We start from the raw sequence: 16,077 nt of genomic DNA, 5'->3' as shown, positions 1-16,077 counted from the left end.
AGTCATTCGCAACACTCCCACCGCCATCCACAAACGCCACATGCGTCGCACCCGCATCCATCGACACCGGCGACGTCGCAGCAGAAGCCGAACCGGCGACGACGTTCTTGTAGCGCAGGGCCTCGTAGTTGGTGATCGCGTGTCCGTCGAGCGTGCTCGCGTAGACGCTGCCCTCCCGCTGGTCTGCCACCGTGCCCGGGCGGTGTTCGGCGTCGTAGTTGAACGTCCCGGCGGACTTGTTGATCCAGGAGTCGAACAGCACGACGTGGTCGGCGGTGTAGTCCAGTGCGTCGCCCGGCTGCAGGCCGGTATAGCCGATGACGTTCGTGGCGGTGACGGTCGAGACGTCCGGGAGGGTCCAGGTGACCAGGCTGTCCTTCAGGCCCCACGCCATGGAGATGAAGCCGGAGCAGTCCGCGCGGTACGGGCCGCCGACCGCGCTGTCCTTCCACGCGAGCGACTGGCTGTACGGAACCTTGTTGTTGATCCAGTCGTGCGCCCGGGCAATGATCTGCTCCTGGGTGACCGCGCCGCCGAGCGTGGCCGGAGGGAGGCTTCCGGTCGAGGTGGCGGGGCCTACGGGAACGGTTCCGGCGAACGCGTCACCGGTTGGTATCAGCGCGGCCATCGCGCCGAGCAACGATGCGGCCGCAAAAACGGCGACGCCACGCTTCTTGGGTGTTGAAGACATTGCTTTCCTTCGGTGGTCGGCGTATTCAGCGGATCAGCGGGTGCCGGCCTGGCTGGCCAGCAAGTTCGTGAGCAGCGACAGCACGTTCGGGTCCTGCTTCGTGTCGTACGGAGCGGCCGCCGGAGATCCCTCGGCCAGTTCGTCGAAGTGCAGGACCAGCACCCGCGTGCCGTGCGCCGCCAGGTAGAGGTGGTTGGTCTGAGCGCCGTGGGCCGAGATGCCCTCGACCCCGGTCCAGTTGCGTTCGAACGCCGCCGCGTCCGTGGCGGTGACGGTCTGCCGTGAGGCAGCGTCGGCCGTGAGGTGGTTCGCGCTCTGCAAAGCCCTGGACGTGGCCTGGCAAGAGCTCATGCCGGAGCGGACCCCCTCGTACGCGGCGCCGGCTGCGGCCTCGGTACCGAAGGTGTAGATCTCCAGCACCGCGGAGTTGCCACCGCTGCTCACGTACGGCTGCTGCTGCCAGGTCGCGGCGCCGCGCACGCTCGCGCACTCATTCAGCGCGATGTCATGCCCGGCGATCTGGCGCACCGGCCCCGGGGTGTGGGCGGTCCACGACTGGGCGGTGACGGCGGCGAGGTCGGACGGGACCTTGGCGCTGGTCGCGGGGTCAAGGGTGGGCGCCGTAACGGATTTTCCCGATGTGGCGGCGGAGTTCCCCGCAGCGCCCTTCGCCGGCGCCCCGGCGGCGCTCGGCGTCGCGGCAGCACTCGGCGTCGCGGCCGACGCGCTCGCCGTTGGCGTCGGTGGACTCGCGGACGTCGGCGACGTGACGACGGCCGGCGCCGCCACCGTGGTGGCCGCCTTGACCTGGTCCGCGGCCGGCGTGTGGGTACCGCTGCCCAGCATCGCCAGACCCAGCGCACCGGCGCTGAGGACGGCACCGGCCGTCACCGCTGCGGCCCGGCGGGAACCTCGTAGGGAGAACTTGATGGCTGGCATTGCGAACTGACTCCTAGAAACGTGAAGCGTCGGTGAGGGCCCTGGCCGGCCAGGGCGCGACCGGCTCGCGGCGGGCAGCGCAAGGAGCGCGTCGGCCTGGCGTCCGGGCAGCGGATGGCACACGGGAGCGGCGCCCCTACCGGAACTTCCGGCGGTGGGGTTCGGCAGGGCGGGTGTGGCGACCGGTCAGGCCTTCGCGTGCCGCGGGCCGTCGGCGTGCGGACCCGGAGCCCCGGAGGGCTGCAGGTAGCGCCGCTGCAGCGTGGGTGACGCCTGGTGGCCGCGGGCGAGCAGAGCGGCAGCCCGGTGCAGCGGGCCGTGGGCTGCGGGCGAGGCCGGATCGGGCGACAGGAAGTACAGCAGGAGATCGACCCGGTCGCTCTCGAGGGAGCCGGAGATGTGCTCCAAGCCGTCCTCCGGGGTGGTGTGCGCCCAAAGGATGCCCAGGACCTCGGCTACCTCGTGTGCCACTGCGGGCGGCGCCTCGGGGCGGCGGCGCAGGCTGGTGTAGACACAGTCCATCTCGTGTCTATCCCCATTGAGCGTTGTCGGCAGGGAAGGTGGTGACGCCGGTCGCCGTCGTGGTGGTGGCGGTGGTGTGGGCTCCGCCGGCCCCGACGGGCAGCAGGGCGATGACTCCGGCGGCGAGGGCGGCGACCGCGGTGGCCAGACGGAGACGAGTGCGGGGCATGGCGTTCGGTCCTTCTCTGGAGAGTGGCAGTTGATCAGTCCCGGTTTCGCGTCCCGCGGTTGACGCTCGTTCCGGTGTCTTCTCGTGGCCGGCGGGGTGTTCCCTGTCGGCGATGAACAGCTTCGCCGGTGGATCGACCTCCCGGGAAGAACCTTCGGCTGTCGTCAACTCGCCTGGCGCCATCCCGCCAACATGTCATGCACAGGTCAAGAATTGTCACAGGGGTGGACCGTTCGCTCTGAGCTCCACTGCGAAGTTTCAAAGATCTTGAAGGGCTGGCACCCAAGGTGCGACGATGCGGTGCGCGTGCGGACTGCGGAAGGTTCGGACGCGAAACCCGGGGGGGAAACGATGTTGGAAGCGCTGGGCCTGAGTGTGCTCGGAAGCAGGGTCTACCAGGCCATGCTCGACCATACCGACCACGGTGTCGCTCAGCTGGCCGAGCTGTGCGGGGCCTCTCCCGCGCAGGTCCACGACTGCCTGGACGAACTCGCCCGCCTGATGCTGGTGCGGGCCTCTGCCGACCACCCCGGCCACATGCGTGCCGTCTCCCCCGAAGTCAGCCTGGCGGACATGCTCGTCCGCCAGGAGGCGGACCTGGCCGCCCGTCAGGCCCAGCTCGCCGCCTCCCGGGCAGTCGTCACACGCCTGGTCGCCGAACGCGCCGGCTCCCACGCCACCCACGGCGAACGCCTCCTGGGCATGGACGCCATCCAGCACCGCATCGAGCAACTGGCCCACGGTATGAGACAGGAGTGCCTGGGCGTCCACCCCGGCGCCAGCCACCGTCCCGAGGACCTCGCGGCAGCACGGGCCGCCGACGAGGAGCCGCTGGCGCGCGGGGTCGTCATGAAGACCCTCTACCAGGACACCACCCGCAACGACCCACACACCACCGCCCACGCCCACTGGCTCCTCAGCCGCGGCAGCGAGGTACGCACCGCCCCCGTCCTCCCCCAGCGCCTCGTCATCTTCGACCGGGCCCACGCACTGGTCCCCATCGACCCCGCCGACACCCGCAAGGGCGCCCTGCACGTCACCGAACCCGGCCTCGTCACCGCCCTCGTCGACCTCTTCGACCAGGCCTGGGCCACGGCCGTCCCGCTCGGCGCCCTGAGATCCGACGATCCCGCAACCGGCCTGACCGACACCGAACGCCAACTCCTGCGCCTGCTGGCCGGCGGCCTCACCGACGACGCCGCCGGCCAACGCCTCGGCATCTCGTCACGCACCGTCAGCCGGCACATGGCCTCGATCATGGAACGCCTCGGCGCCACCAGCCGCTTCGAAGCCGGCCTCAAGGCCGCCCAACGGGGCTGGCTGTAGCGCGAACGCCCCGGCCAGGTGCCCGCAGGGCCCGCCGCCCTGCGCTGCCCTCGCCCGTCCACGGGCACCTCGCCAAGACCGCTGCCCGCCAAGCCGTCGACGCCGTCACCGAACAGTTCGACCGCGAAGTAGGGCGCTACGACCGTGCCATGCCCAGGCGGACGACCACCCGACGATCGCCAACAGAAAAGGCCGTTCCCACCATCCGGTGGAAACGGCCTCTGAACTGCGACTTTACAGTCGGGACGACAGGATTTGAACCTGCGACCCCTTGACCCCCAGTCAAGTGCGCTACCAAGCTGCGCCACGTCCCGTTGTGCCGTTGAGCTGGGGTTTCCCCCGTCCCGGCGGCACATGCAGAACATTACCCCACGTAGAGGGGTGCGCATGCACGGGTTTCCGGTGGCAGGGAGGATGGCGGGGTGAACGCACGGGATCGGGACGGTGAGGGGCGGGCGCGCAGCGCGCGGCCCCGGGACGGGCTGGGGCGGCCGCTGGCGTACGGGGAGCCGGGCGTGGAGCGGCAGCCCGAGGGGGTCGTACGGACGCCCGCCGAGACGGTGGCCGAGGCGCAGCGGCTGCTGGACGCCGGGATGCCGTTCCACGCGCACGAGGTGTTCGAGGACGCCTGGAAGTCCGGGCCCGGGACCGAGGCCCCGCTGTGGCGGGCCCTCGCGCAGCTGGCGGTCGGGCTCACGCACGCCGCGCGCGGGAACGCCGTCGGCGGGGCCCGCCTGCTGCGCCGGGGCGCCGACGCACTCGCCCTGGCCGGGCCGGAGACGGCCTCCGCCCGGGGCGGGGGGCCGTACGGGATCGACGTGGAGGGGCTGGTCCGCTGGGCCCGGGAGTTGGCCCTGCGGGTGGAGGAGGGGCCGGCGGTCGACGCCGCGGCCCAGGCTCCCCGGCTCGCGCTGCGGCCGGACCGGCAGGACCCCGCCTGAAGCGGCGGAGGGTGCGGCCGGTCCGGAGCGGGCCTACGCGGGCTCCAGCAGGTCCCAGCGGTTGCCGTAGAGGTCCTCGAAGACCGCCACCGAGCCGTACGCCTCGTGCCGCGGCTCCTCCAGGAAGCGGACGCCCTCCGCCGTCATCCGGGTGTGGTCCCGGGCGAAGTCGTCGGTGTACAGGAAGAAACCGACCCGGCCGCCCGTCTGGTCGCCGACGCGGGAGCTCTGGGCCTCGTCCTTGGCGCGGGCCAGCAGCAGCGCCGCCTCGGTGGCGCCCTCCGGGCGGACCACGACCCAGCGGGAGCCGTCCGGGCGCGCGGTGTCCTCGACGAGGGTGAAGCCGAGGGCGCGGGTGTAGAAGTCGATGGCCTCGTCGTAGTCGTGGACGACGAGGGCGGTGAGCGCGATGTATGCGGGCATGGCACTCATTCTGCTGGTCCGGCCAGCAGGATCACCTCCAGGGTGCGCGGGCCGTGCACACCCTCCACCCGGTCGAGTTCGATGTCGCTGGTGGCGGAGGGTCCGGAGATCCAGGTCAGCGGCCTCGTCGGGTCCAGCAGCGGCAGGGCCTGCGGGACCGAGTCCACCACCTGGTCCGGGACCCTGACCACGCAGACGTGGTGGTCCGGGACCAGGGTGATGCGGCGGCGGCCCTGCCCGGGGCCGCCGTCGAGGACGATCGTGCCGGTCTCGGCGATCGCCAGGGCGCAGCCGGTCACCACGCTGTCCACCGCATCCAGTTCGTACGGGGTGGACTCCCCGCGGTCGTGGACGCGGACCGGGTCCGCCGCCGACAGCCAGTACGGGGGCAGGCCGGGCGGGACGAGCACCGTACGGGCACCGCGCCCGGCCAGCAGCCGGGCGAGCAGCGGGGCGATCCCGGCGCCGTCCGTGCGGTGCACCCGCGCGCGGTACTCGGCGAGGTTCGCGGCGAGGAGGCCGGCCGTCTCGGCCGGGGTGCGGGCGCCGTGGACCCGGAGGTAGTCCCGGGGGACGGCCGGGTCGGGGGCGGCGTCCGCCGTCGCCCGGCGGATCCGGCCCAGGATGCGGTCCCTGCTGCTCATGCCGTCCCTCCCCCCGCTCCCCGCTCCCGTGCCCACCAGTCCCGGAACGACTCCGCCGGGAGCTCCGGCAGCTCCCGGCCGTCCGTCCAGGCCCGTCCGGGCCCCGGCAGCCGGCGCGGCCGCAGCCGCCGGGCCCGGGCCAGCAGCCGCTCCCCCGCGCGCAGCGCGCCCGGGTGGTCCAGGAGCAGCCGGGCGGCCCGCATCGCGGCCCGCTCTGCGGTGTGCCCCCGCGCCGGGCGGATCCGTACGCGGATGCCCTCGCGGGTCACCGGGCCGCCCTGGGCCACCCGCTCGCGCAGGTGGACCAGGACCTCCGGGATGTCGATGGCGACCGGGCAGACCTCGTAGCAGGCCCCGCACAGGGTGGACGCGTACGGCAGCGAGGCGTCGATCTCGCTCCCGGTGCCCCGCAGTTGGGGGCTCAGGATGGCGCCGATCGGACCGGGGTAGACGGATCCGTACGCGTGGCCGCCGGCGCGTTCGTAGACCGGGCAGACGTTGAGGCAGGCGGAGCAGCGGATGCAGCGCAGGGCCTGCCGGCCGACCGGGTCGGCGAGGGTGTCGGTGCGGCCGTTGTCGAGCAGGACGAGGTGGAAGGCGGAGGGGCCGTCGCCGTCCGCCCCTTTCGAAGGACCCAGCCCGGTCCACATCGTCGTGTACGGGTTCATCCGCTCGGCCGTGGAGGAGCGCGGCAGCGTCTGGAGGAAGATCTCCAGGTCCCGGAAGGTGGGCACCACCTTCTCGATGCCCACCACCGAGATCAGGGTCTCGGGCAGCGTCAGGCACATGCGGCCGTTGCCCTCGGACTCGAAGACGACCATCGTGCCCGTCTCGGCGACCATGAAGTTGGCTCCGGAGACCCCGACCTTGGCGCGCAGGAACTTCTCGCGCAGGTGGAGGCGGGCGGCCTCGGCGAGCTCGCGCGGGTCGTCGCCGAGCCCCTCCGGGGCGGGGCGGCCCCAGTGGCCCATCTCCGCCGCGAAGACGTCCCGGATCTCGGCGCGGTTGCGGTGGATGGCCGGGACCAGGATGTGGGAGGGCCGGTCGTGGCCGAGCTGGACGATGAGCTCGGCCAGGTCCGTCTCGTACGCGGCGATCCCGGCCGCTTCGAGGGCCTCGTTGAGGCCGATCTCCTGGGTGGCCATGGACTTGACCTTGACCACTTCCCGCTCGCCGGTGGCCAGCACCAGCGCGGTGACGATCCGGTTGGCCTCGTCCGCGTCGGCGGCCCAGTGGACGGTGCCGCCCGCGGCCGTCACCGACTCCTCCAGTTGGAGCAGGTAGCGGTCCAGGTGGCGCAGGGTGTGGTCCTTGACGGCCTTGCCCGCCGCGCGCAGCCGGTCCCAGTCGGCCAGCTCGGCGACGGACCGGGCCCGTTTGTCGCGGATCGTGTGGGTGGCGCGGCGGAGGTTGGCGCGCAGCACCCGGTCTCCGACGGCCTCGCGCGCCGCGTCGGGGAACGCCGGCATCCCCATGAACGTGCCCGTCATCGCAGCGGTTCCTCCTCCGTCGAGGCCAGGATCTCGGCGAGGTGCAGCGCCCGCATCGCGTCTCCCCCGCGGCGCAGGATCCCGTCGAGGTGGGCCAGGCAGGAGTTGTCGGCCCCGCACAGGACGTCCGCGCCCGTCCCCACCGCACTGCCGATCTTGTCGGTGCCCATCGCCACCGACACGTCCGGGTTCTTCACGGCGAAGGTGCCGCCGAAACCGCAGCACTCCTCGGCGCCGGGCAGCTCGATCAGGTCCAGGCCCTTCACGGCGGCGAGCAGCCGCCTCGGGCGGTCCCCCAGCCCGAGCCCCCGCAGGCCGTGGCACGAGGGGTGGTAGGTGACGGTGTGCGGGAAGTACGCGCCCACGTCCGTCACCCCGAGGACGTCCACCAGGAACTCGGTCAGCTCGTACACGCGCGGTACGAGCTCCTCGGCCAGGGCCGCCAGCTCGGGGCCCCGCCCCTCCCGCTCCGCCTGCCGGCCGATGCGCGGGTAGTGGGTGCGGACCATCGCGGCGCAGGAACCCGACGGGGTGACCACGTACGGGTGTCCCGCGAAGGCCTCGGCGGTGCGCCGGAGCAGGGGTTCGCTCTCGCGCCGGTAGCCGGTGTTGTACTGCGGTTGCCCGCAGCAGGTCTGGGCCGCAGGGAAGTCCACGCCGACGCCGAGCCGCTCCAGCAGGCGCACGACGGCGATGCCGGTCCGCGGGTACAACGCGTCGTTGACACAGGTGACGAACAGGGCGGCACGCATGACGGGCAGAATAGCGGCGTGAAGAAGTTCTCAGTGATCGGCATAGGCGCGGGCGACCCGGACCACCTGACCCTCCAGGCGGTCAGGGCGATCGGCGCGGCGGACGCATTCCTCATCCTGGAGAAGGGCGAGGAGAAGGCGGACCTGACCGGGCTGCGGCGCGCGATGCTCGACGCGCACGCCCGCCCCGGCCACCGGCTCGTGGAGGGCCGCGACCCGGACCGGGACCGGGACCCGGCCCAGTACGCCCCGACCGTGGACGGCTGGCGCAGCGCGCGGGCCGAGATCTTCGAGCGGTTCGTCGCCGAGGACCTGGCGGACGGGGAGACCGGCGCGTTCCTGGTCTGGGGCGACCCCTCGCTGTACGACTCGACCCTCGCCATCCTCGACGAGGTGCTGGAGCGGGGCCGGGTGGAGTTCGAGCACGAGGTCGTGCCCGGCATCAGCAGCATCTCCGCGCTGCTCTCCCGGCACCGGACCAACCTGAACCGGGTGGGCCGGCCCGTCCAGATCACCACCGGGCGGCGGCTCGCCGAGGGCTGGCCGCAGGACGTGGACGACGTCGTGGTGATGCTGGACGCGCGGCACGCCTTCACGGCCCACCTCGACCAGGACCTCTTCATCTACTGGGGGGCCTACGTCGGCACCCCGGACGAGATCCTGGTCTCGGGGAAGCTGGCGGAGGTCGCCGGCCGGATCGAGGAGCTCCGGACCGAGGCCCGCGCCCGCAAGGGCTGGATCATGGACACGTACCTGCTCCGGCGCGGCTAGCCGTGTCGTTCGGGCCGGGCCGGCCCGGCCCGGCCCGAACGACACGGCCTGAGCCCGCTCAGCCCAGCAGGGCCGGGAGCCCGGCGGCGAGGCGTTCGTACTCCTCGGGCCGGTTGTAGACCTGCCCGCAGATGCGGATGCCGCCGCCGCCCGGCCACGCCCAGACCAGCACCCGGATGCCCAGATCCGCCGCGATCCGCTCGCGCAGCGCCCGCGCGCCCTCCTGGGTCTCGGCGGTGCCGGGCGGCAGCCGCAGGGCGCGCATGGCGAGCCCCTCGGTGTACGGGAGCGGGGTGAGCCCGGGGACCTCGGCGAGCAGGGCCGCGCCGTGGGCGGCGAGGGCGGCGTTGTGGGCCCGTACCTTCGCGGCGTCGAGCCGGTCGAGGAGGTCCAGGCCCTCGGGGGCGGCGAGCCAGCCGGTGTAGTCGGCGGTGGCCCGGTTCTCGACGGAGCGGGGGAACCCGTGCGCGTCCTCCCAGGAGGGGACCAGCGCCCGGACCCGGCCGCGGTGTCCGGGGGCGACCGCGAGGACGGCGCTGCCGGAGGGGGCGTACCCCCATTTGTGCAGGTTGCCGAACCAGAAGTCGGCTCCTCCGGCGAGCGGGTCCGCGATCATGCCGGGGGCGTGCGCCCCGTCCACGAGGGTGGTGATCCCGCGGGCGGCCAGGTCGGCGAGCAGCCGGGGCGAGGCGATGAGCCGGGCGGTGGGCGAGCTGATGTGGTCGAGCACCACCGCCTTGGTCCGGGGCGTCAGCCCGGCCAGCACGGTTTCGCGTACGGCGTCCTCGTCGGGCAGGTCCGGATCGAGGGCGACGGTGGTGATCGGGGCGCGCCGGGCGGCGGCCGCGACGACGGTGCCGTAGCCGTGGTCGGTGACGAGGATCTCGTCGCCTTCGGCGAACGGGACGGCGTCGAGCGCCAGATTGGCGCCCTCGGTGGCGTTGGCGATGAAGGCGATGCCGTCGGGGTCGGCGCCCAGGTGCCGGGCGACGCGGGCCCGGGCCGCGGCGATCCGGTCGGGGGCGTCGATGAAGAAGGCGTCGGGATCGGCGTGCGCCTCCTCGCGCAGGGCGGCCTGTGCCTCCTGTACCGGGACCGGTACGGCGCCGAACGAGCCGTGGTTCAGGTGGGAGACGGCGGGATCGAGCCGGAACAGGGCCCTCCCGCCGGGGAACTCGGCGGGGAGCCCGGCGGGGCGTATCGGCGTCGGCTGGTTCATGGGACCTCCGGGGTGCGGCGCGGCAGTCCCCCGCATCATCGCGCCCCGCGCGGCCCGGGCCCAGTGCGCCCCCGGTCAACCGGGCGTACGGGTTCCGCCGCGGTCAGGGCCCGATCTCGAACTGCGGTGGCTTGAGGCCGTTCAGGCACCCGGTCTTCGGCGCGGCCGGGTCGTCGAAGAACGAGACGGCGATCTCCTGGGCGCACTTGGAGGTGGCGAACACCACGTGCGGCTCGTAGGGGACCGTGACGACCTTGGCCTTGCTCAGCGTACGGGCGACGTACGGCCCGTTGTCCGCCCCGGTCTGGGAGTCGAAGCCGCCCGACAGGGCGAGGGTCGGGATGTCGCCGCGCGTGACGTCCCGGATGGAGGGCGGCGCCGCAGGGACGTTCCAGACGGCGCAGTCCGGCCGGAGGAAGGTCAGCTGCGGGGCCTGGGCCTGTACCGTGCGGGGGAACGACGGGAAGGTGTCCTGCCCGCCTTTGAGCGCCTGGGCCTGGCTCTCGTACGGCGTCCACTCGCTGCAGAAGACTCCGTAGACGAGCCCGTGCGCCATCCGTCCCATGGCCTGCGGGCTGAGCTTGCCGCCCGCCCACTGCCGGGCGATCCGCTGCGGCTTGCCGTGCGCCAGTTCGTCGAGGGCGCGGGGTACTTGGGGCGCGACGTGGGTGGCGGAGGTCATCCAGTTCACCAGGGCTCCGCCGTCCAGTACGACCTTGACCGGTTTGTCGCTGCCGGGGAGCGTGACGGTGGTGGTGACCGGCTTGGCTTCGAGGTCGCGGACGAGCTTGTCGAAGGTGGCCGACAGGTTCGGATAGCGCTCGTTGCAGGCCGGCTGCTCCGCGCAGGCCTTGAACAGGCCGTCGAAGCCCTGCCGGGCGCTGCTCCAGGTCGCCGCCGAGCCGCCCCTGGAGGGCGGCAGTATGCCGTCCATGCCCACCGAGCGGAGCCCCTCGGGGTGAAGGCGCATGGAGACGAGCGCCAGGTGGGTGCCGTAGGAGATCCCGTACAGGTTCCACTGCTTGACGCCCAGTGCGGTGCGCAGGTCCTCGTAGTCGGCGGCGCTCTCGGTGTCGTTGTAGGCGGCGAGGTCGATCCCGCGGGCCGCCAGTTGGTCGCGGCAGGCCTTCGTCGCCTCGACGTGCAGGCGTTCGGTGGACGGGGCGTCGTAGACGAGGCCGACGGAGCGTGCGTTGAACTCGTCGATGTTGGGGCACAGCAGCGTCGGGTCGGCCGAGTACGTACCGCGCTGGGACATGAAGATGACGTCACGGTCGCGGTTCAGGCCGCCGTCGATCGCCATCTTCGCCTCGCCCACGGCATCGTCGCCGGGGCCGCCCGCGAGCCACACGATGGGGTCGGGCTTCGGCTCGTCGGTCGCCGCGGGGACGATCGCGACACCGAGTCTGATCGTGCGACCGCCCGGTTCGGCGCGGTTCTCGGGCACGGTGAGCGTTCCGCAGCGGGCCCCTCGGAGCTCCTTGACCGGTTCGGGCGTCTTCGGGCAGGGGCCCGGCTCGAAGCGGGCGTCACCCACCGTCCGGGCGGCCGTGCCGATCGGCGCGTCGGGGCCGGTACTGGCGTCGGCGCGGGAGCGCGCCTGGGCGGGCGCCACGAGCAGTCCGGTGACGAGGAGACCGGTCGCCATGCCGGCCGACGCGGCCCGGAGCCGTCGCACGGTGCGGCGCCGGCGGCCGGGCTCTCGGTGGCGTGTCATCTGGCCTCCCGGTCACTGCGGGAGGATCGTGAACGGTCGGGTCTCCGGACCGTCCCGGCACGCCGCAGCGGGTTGGTGGAACGCACCTCTTCGACGGTACCGGGCGGTGCGAAACCACGCACACCGTGGGAAAACGCCCCGCCGCCGGCCTGCGGCGGGGGCGCCGGAGCTCCCTCAGTCGCGCCCGCTGGTGACGGCGTAGTACTGGAGGTCCTGGACCTGCACCGTGCGGTCCGCCGCGTAGGGCAGTTCCACCTCCGCGCCGGCCTTCCCGTCGCGCACCACCGCCGCCGAGCTGGTGCCCGGGCGCAGCGGGAGCAGTTCGCAGTGGACGCCGGCCGGGGCCTCGTGCGCGTCCTGGGCGGCGCCCACCACCGTACGGACGGTCGCCGGGGCCGTCAGGAAGCTGAGCACCTCCACCGTGTCGCGGGACGCGGCGCTGCCCTTGCGCAAGCTCATCACCAGCGACTGGGCGCCGGCGGGGTCCGCGCCGGCGAACTGGGTGCGGGCGGATACGTACAGCGTGTCGCGGACGATCTTCGGCCAGCGGCCCGTCTTGAACTTGGTCAGGTAGTAGGAGGAGAGGTCCAGGTAGGCGTACCCGTTGTGCAGCGAGGGCGCGAACTGGCTGCCCTCGGAGTAGTCGTTCCAGGTGGTGAGCTGCACCCAGTCGGCGCCGTCGTCGATGGCGTGCGTCCAGGTGGAGCGCAGGGTGGCGGTGTTGCCGGCCTCGTCGTAGACGCCCTGGTTGGGGCGGGCGTCCTGGACCGACACGGGCTGCATCCAGATCTTGCCCATGCCGTGGGCCCGCTGCACATCGCGGGTGGCGCTCTCCTGGCCGACGTAGCTGCGGCTGCCCCACTCGGAGAAGCCGTGACTGATCGGCGCGAACTTCGCGCTGTTGGCGTCGGAGTCGAGGAACGTCGGGACGAAGGCGGTGCGGATGCCGTGCCGGGTCCGCAGGAGGTCGAGGACCTGCGTCCACCAGGCGACGCTCTTGGCCTCGGCCTTGAAGGGGGAGACGACGAGCCGGCCGTCGCCGAGACGGTGCGCGGCGGGGGTTTTGCCCAGGGCCGCGACGGCGTCGGCGAGCACGCCGGGGTCGTCGGTGTTCAGCGAGGTCATGTCCGGCATCAGCATGATCTTGAATCCGGGGTCGACGGCGTGGGCGGCCTCCATCAGGAGATGGGCGCGGTCGCGGTTCTGCCCGGACAGGGAGAGCATGTCGAGCGTGAACCCGTCGAGGCCCGCGGCGCGGGCGGTGCGCACCTCCTGCTCCAGGTTGGCGAGTTCCCAGTTGCCGCCCCGGGGCTGGACGGGCAGCGGCCGGTCGCGCAGCAGTCCGCCGTACCGCTCGTGCTTGCCGTTCTCCCCGGCCGGGTTCAGGTAGTTGCGCGTGTAGTAGTCGGCGTCGGCGCTCGCGTTGTCCAGCGAGAGGGGGTACGGGGTGAAGTAGTGCGCGAACACCAGCTTCCTGCCCGCGTCACCGGTGCGCAGGGCGGCCGGCCCGGGCAGGTCGAACGGCAGGGCGCCGGCGGGCCGCCCGCCTCCGGCGTCCCCGGCGCCCGGGGAGCTGCCCGCGCCCTGGCCGGTGCCGCCCGGGCTCCCGCCGGATGCGGTCGGGGCCCGGCCGGTGGCGCCGGCCGCCGGGCTCCCCGAGCCCGAGTCGGGCCCGGCGGACCAGGGCGTGCCGATCGCGGGCGCGGACGCGGCGTCTTGGCGGGCGTCCGCCGTGAACGGGTCCCAGGCGATGCCGGCGGCGGCGCAGACCCCGGCGAGCAGGAAGGCGGCCGGCAGAGTCAGCAGCGGCCGGCCCCGGAAGCCCGGACGGCGGCGGTGTGAACTCATCGTGGGTGCCCTCCCCTGCACGGTGCCCCGGGTACGGGACTGCAGAGCAGTACAGCCGATCGGCGGCTCCCGGACAACCGTCAGGAGCGCGGGGCGGCGATGTCCACGTTCTCCAGGATCCCGAGGGCGTCGGGGACGAGGACGGCCGCCGAGTAGTAGGTGCTGACCAGGTAGGACATGATCGAGCGCTGGTCGATGCCCATGTAGCGGACGTTCAGGCCGGGTTCGTACTCCTCGGGGATCGCGGTAGGGCGCAGGCCGATGACGCCCTCCTGCTCCTCCCCGGTGCGCAGCGCGAGGATCGAGCTGGTGTGGCCGCCGACGACCGGGATCTTCCCGCAGGGCAGCAGCGGGATGCCGCGCCAGGCGGGCACGGACTTCCCCTGCACCTCGACGTTGTCGAGGATCAGCCCGCGCTTGTTGCACTCGCGGAAGAAGGCGGCGATGGCCTTGGGATGGGCGAGCAGCACCTTCGTACCGCGGCGCATGGTGACCAGTTCGTCGAGGTCGTCCGGGGTCGGCGGCCCGGACCAGGTGTTGACGCGCTGGTCGTACGCGGCGTTGTGGAGCAGCCCGAACTCCCGGTTGTTGACCAGTTCCCACTCCTGGCGTTCGCGCAACGCCGCGACGGTCAGCCGCAGTTGCTGCTCGAACTGGTTCATCGGGTCGTTGTAGAGGTCGGCGACGCGGGTGTGGATCTGCAGGACGGTCTGGGCGAGGGAGAGTTCGTACTCGCGCGGGCTGAGGTCGTAGTCGACGAACGTGCCGGGGAGCAGGGCCTCGCCCGTGTGGCCGGAGGCGAGCTCGATGTCGGCCTCGCCGCGCCGGTTGACCGGGCGGCGGCCGTTCTCCACGTACCGCTCCAGGTGGGTGCGCAGGGCGGCCGAGCGCTCCAGGACCTCCTGGAAGGCGCGCCAGCGCAGCACCATCACGGTGCCGGCGGTCGCGGCCCGTACGGAGTAGTCCCAGCGCGGTTCGGGGCGGCCGAGGGCGTCGTCGCCGAGCTGGTCGCCGTCGGCGACGACGCCGAGGACGTCCGTCGCCCCGTACTTGCCCTGGGCCCGCTTCTCCAGGCGGCCGTGGGCGATGATGAAGACCTCCTCCACGGGCGCGCCCTCCTCGACGAGGACGTCGCCGGCGCGCAGGTCGCGTGCGACGAAGCGCACGGCGAGGTCCTCGAAGACCGCCTGGTCCGGGCAGCCCTTGAGGGTGGGGAGTTCGCTCAGGGTGGGCGCCAGGATCCGCACGTCGTCGGCGCCGCTCTGGACGAAGGAGACCCTGCCCCGGCCCACGGCGTGGCTCAAGCGCCGGTTGACGCGGTAGGTGCCGGCGCTGACGTCGACCCAGGGCAGGACGCGCGTCAGCCAGCGGGAGCTGATGCCCTGCATCTGGGGGACGGACTTGGTGGTGGTGGCGAGGTTGCGGGCGGCCGCCGTGCTGAGGGCGGCCTGCCGGGCCTGCGCTTCGGCCTCGGGTGTGGGGGCTTCGGGGGTGGTCATGCCGTGGTCCCTCCGTGCGTCGGGCCGGGTGTCCGGGTGCTGTCCAGGGCCGTGGCCGGGCCCGCCGGGTGGTAGCGGGCGGTGGTGCGGTGCCATTCGAGGTTTCCGCCGAGCCAGGCCCATACGTCGGCCAGGAAGCGGACCAGCGGCGGGAATCCGGCCGCGGCGAGGAGGGCCGACTCCTCCTCGAAGGCGTGGACGAGCTCGTCGTGGAGGTCGGCGGAGCGGCGCACCGCCTCGACGCGCGAGCAGCCCTCCTCGGCCTCGATCAGGGCGGGCAGGTTGTAGTTGACGGCGGCGCTCTCGTCCTCGCGGTGCATGGAGTAGAGGTCGTTGACGATGACGCTGGCGGACGCCGCCTTGAGGACCGCGCCCCGCACGCGCGGGTCGGCGTACGCCTCGACCGGGAGCTCGTAGCCGCCCGCCGGGTCGAGCATCACCATCGTGGGGATGAAGCTGTTGTCCTGGCGGACGGCGAGGAACTCCCAGACGGGCGGGGTACGTCCGGAGACCCGCCAGCCCGCCTCGGCGGTGTATCCGGAGAACAGCGCGGCCATCTCGTGCCGGTAGCGGGTGAGCTGGGAGCGGGTGGCGTACCGGGACAGGTGCTCGGTGCTGGAGCGCAGCGCGACGAGGACCGGGTCGGCGCGCATGGCCCGCTCCAGCAGGGGCGCGTAGGCGGCCGGGAGGTGGGCCGGGTCGATGGCGGCCAGGGCCTGGGACAGGTGGGTGGCGATCCTGAGGGGGACGGCGCCGGCGCTCTCGTCGTCGCAGTAGTAGTCGTCGGTGGCCCACTGGGCGAGGGTGCACTTGGCGGGGGCGAGCAGCCGGTCCGGGTCCTCGACGTGGGCGTACGTGAGCATGGTGAAGCGACCCATCGACAGCGCCCGTACGTCGGCCTGCCTCCCGGCGTAGATCCCGGTCTCCTCGGCCCAGGCGAGGAGCCGGTCCTCGACCGCCTCCGCGAGGGCCGGGTCGTCGCGCTGCGGGGGCGGGCAGTACAGCTCGGGGACGGCGGGGTTCCCCCGGGAACCGCCGGGGGCCGCGGGGGCGGCCGATGAGGTGGCGGACGGGATGACGGGCGGGGTGACGGGCGGGGCGGCGGACGGGGCGGCCGGTACGGAGG

General features: G+C 73.1%; 15 protein-coding genes, 1 tRNA gene and 1 pseudogene. 3 read left to right on the top strand and 14 right to left on the bottom strand.

Going from position 1 to position 16,077, the window contains the following annotated elements; translation table 11 throughout:
• From ADK52_RS02255 to ADK52_RS42090, 4 genes and pseudogenes are all read right to left on the bottom strand, one after another.
• Positions 1-691, bottom strand: a pseudogene (locus ADK52_RS02255) (hypothetical protein); the annotation flags it as partial.
• Positions 692-724: 33 nt separating this feature from the next.
• On the bottom strand, positions 725-1,630 hold the full coding sequence (locus ADK52_RS42095; RefSeq protein ID WP_159045824.1) for a hypothetical protein: 906 nt from the start codon (positions 1,628-1,630) through the stop codon (positions 725-727).
• Between the two features lie 186 nt (positions 1,631-1,816).
• Entirely contained in the window at positions 1,817-2,152 is a 336-nt protein-coding gene (locus tag ADK52_RS02240; RefSeq protein WP_053688075.1) for a hypothetical protein, read from the bottom strand.
• A gap of 7 nt (positions 2,153-2,159) precedes the next feature.
• On the bottom strand, positions 2,160-2,321 hold the full coding sequence (locus tag ADK52_RS42090) for a hypothetical protein (RefSeq protein ID WP_159045823.1): 162 nt from the start codon (positions 2,319-2,321) through the stop codon (positions 2,160-2,162).
• Between the two features lie 402 nt (positions 2,322-2,723).
• Here ADK52_RS42090 and ADK52_RS02235 point away from each other — a divergent pair, with 402 nt between their 5' ends.
• Complete coding sequence (locus ADK52_RS02235; RefSeq protein ID WP_234343266.1) at positions 2,724-3,647, top strand: helix-turn-helix domain-containing protein; 924 nt, start codon at positions 2,724-2,726, stop codon at positions 3,645-3,647.
• 240 nt (positions 3,648-3,887) lie between these two features.
• Here the strand turns inward: ADK52_RS02235 and ADK52_RS02230 are convergent.
• Positions 3,888-3,961 (bottom strand) — tRNA-Pro (locus ADK52_RS02230).
• Between the two features lie 108 nt (positions 3,962-4,069).
• Here ADK52_RS02230 and ADK52_RS02225 point away from each other — a divergent pair.
• Positions 4,070-4,588, top strand: coding sequence for a DUF309 domain-containing protein (locus ADK52_RS02225; protein ID WP_053688073.1), 519 nt, complete (start codon positions 4,070-4,072; stop codon positions 4,586-4,588).
• Positions 4,589-4,621: 33 nt separating this feature from the next.
• On the opposite strand, the gene ADK52_RS02220 is transcribed toward ADK52_RS02225, so the two are convergent.
• The 4 genes from ADK52_RS02220 to ADK52_RS02205 are packed head-to-tail and all read right to left on the bottom strand — an operon-like array spanning position 4,622 to position 7,897.
• Entirely contained in the window at positions 4,622-5,011 is a 390-nt protein-coding gene (locus ADK52_RS02220) for a VOC family protein (RefSeq protein WP_053688072.1), read from the bottom strand.
• Positions 5,012-5,016: 5 nt separating this feature from the next.
• Positions 5,017-5,655, bottom strand: coding sequence for a LutC/YkgG family protein (locus ADK52_RS02215; protein ID WP_053688071.1), 639 nt, complete (start codon positions 5,653-5,655; stop codon positions 5,017-5,019).
• The gene (locus ADK52_RS02210; protein ID WP_053688070.1) at positions 5,652-7,145 is read right to left on the bottom strand and encodes a lactate utilization protein B; all 1,494 of its coding nucleotides are present in this window, start codon (positions 7,143-7,145) and stop codon (positions 5,652-5,654) included. Before ADK52_RS02210 ends, ADK52_RS02215 begins: the two co-directional genes overlap by 4 nt.
• A complete protein-coding gene (locus ADK52_RS02205) occupies positions 7,142-7,897 on the bottom strand; it encodes a (Fe-S)-binding protein (protein ID WP_053688069.1) in 756 nt (251 codons plus the stop codon). Before ADK52_RS02205 ends, ADK52_RS02210 begins: the two co-directional genes overlap by 4 nt.
• A gap of 18 nt (positions 7,898-7,915) precedes the next feature.
• Here ADK52_RS02205 and cobF point away from each other — a divergent pair, with 18 nt between their 5' ends.
• Positions 7,916-8,668 carry a precorrin-6A synthase (deacetylating) gene (gene cobF, locus ADK52_RS02200; RefSeq protein WP_053688068.1) on the top strand — a complete coding sequence of 251 codons (753 nt, stop codon included), beginning with the start codon at positions 7,916-7,918 and terminating at the stop codon, positions 8,666-8,668.
• 58 nt (positions 8,669-8,726) lie between these two features.
• Here cobF and ADK52_RS02195 read toward each other — a convergent pair whose 3' ends face one another.
• The 5 genes from ADK52_RS02195 to ADK52_RS02175 form a co-directional block, all read right to left on the bottom strand.
• Complete coding sequence (locus tag ADK52_RS02195; protein ID WP_053688067.1) at positions 8,727-9,887, bottom strand: aminotransferase class V-fold PLP-dependent enzyme; 1,161 nt, start codon at positions 9,885-9,887, stop codon at positions 8,727-8,729.
• A 103-nt stretch (positions 9,888-9,990) separates the two neighbouring features.
• Complete coding sequence (locus tag ADK52_RS02190; RefSeq protein WP_078987834.1) at positions 9,991-11,604, bottom strand: alpha/beta hydrolase; 1,614 nt, start codon at positions 11,602-11,604, stop codon at positions 9,991-9,993.
• A 174-nt stretch (positions 11,605-11,778) separates the two neighbouring features.
• The gene (locus tag ADK52_RS02185; protein ID WP_053688066.1) at positions 11,779-13,452 is read right to left on the bottom strand and encodes a glycoside hydrolase family 71 protein; all 1,674 of its coding nucleotides are present in this window, start codon (positions 13,450-13,452) and stop codon (positions 11,779-11,781) included.
• Between the two features lie 80 nt (positions 13,453-13,532).
• Complete coding sequence (locus tag ADK52_RS02180; RefSeq protein WP_053688065.1) at positions 13,533-14,951, bottom strand: family 2B encapsulin nanocompartment shell protein; 1,419 nt, start codon at positions 14,949-14,951, stop codon at positions 13,533-13,535.
• Positions 14,948-16,077 (bottom strand): family 2 encapsulin nanocompartment cargo protein terpene cyclase (locus ADK52_RS02175; RefSeq protein WP_063783753.1); only part of this gene is annotated, 1,130 nt, incomplete at its 5' end. The genes ADK52_RS02175 and ADK52_RS02180, both read right to left, overlap by 4 nt.

It is taken from the genome of Streptomyces sp. WM6372 (genome assembly GCF_001279655.1).
Lineage (GTDB): Bacteria > Actinomycetota > Actinomycetes > Streptomycetales > Streptomycetaceae > Streptomyces.
This window is presented reverse-complemented; position numbering and strand designations above follow the sequence as displayed.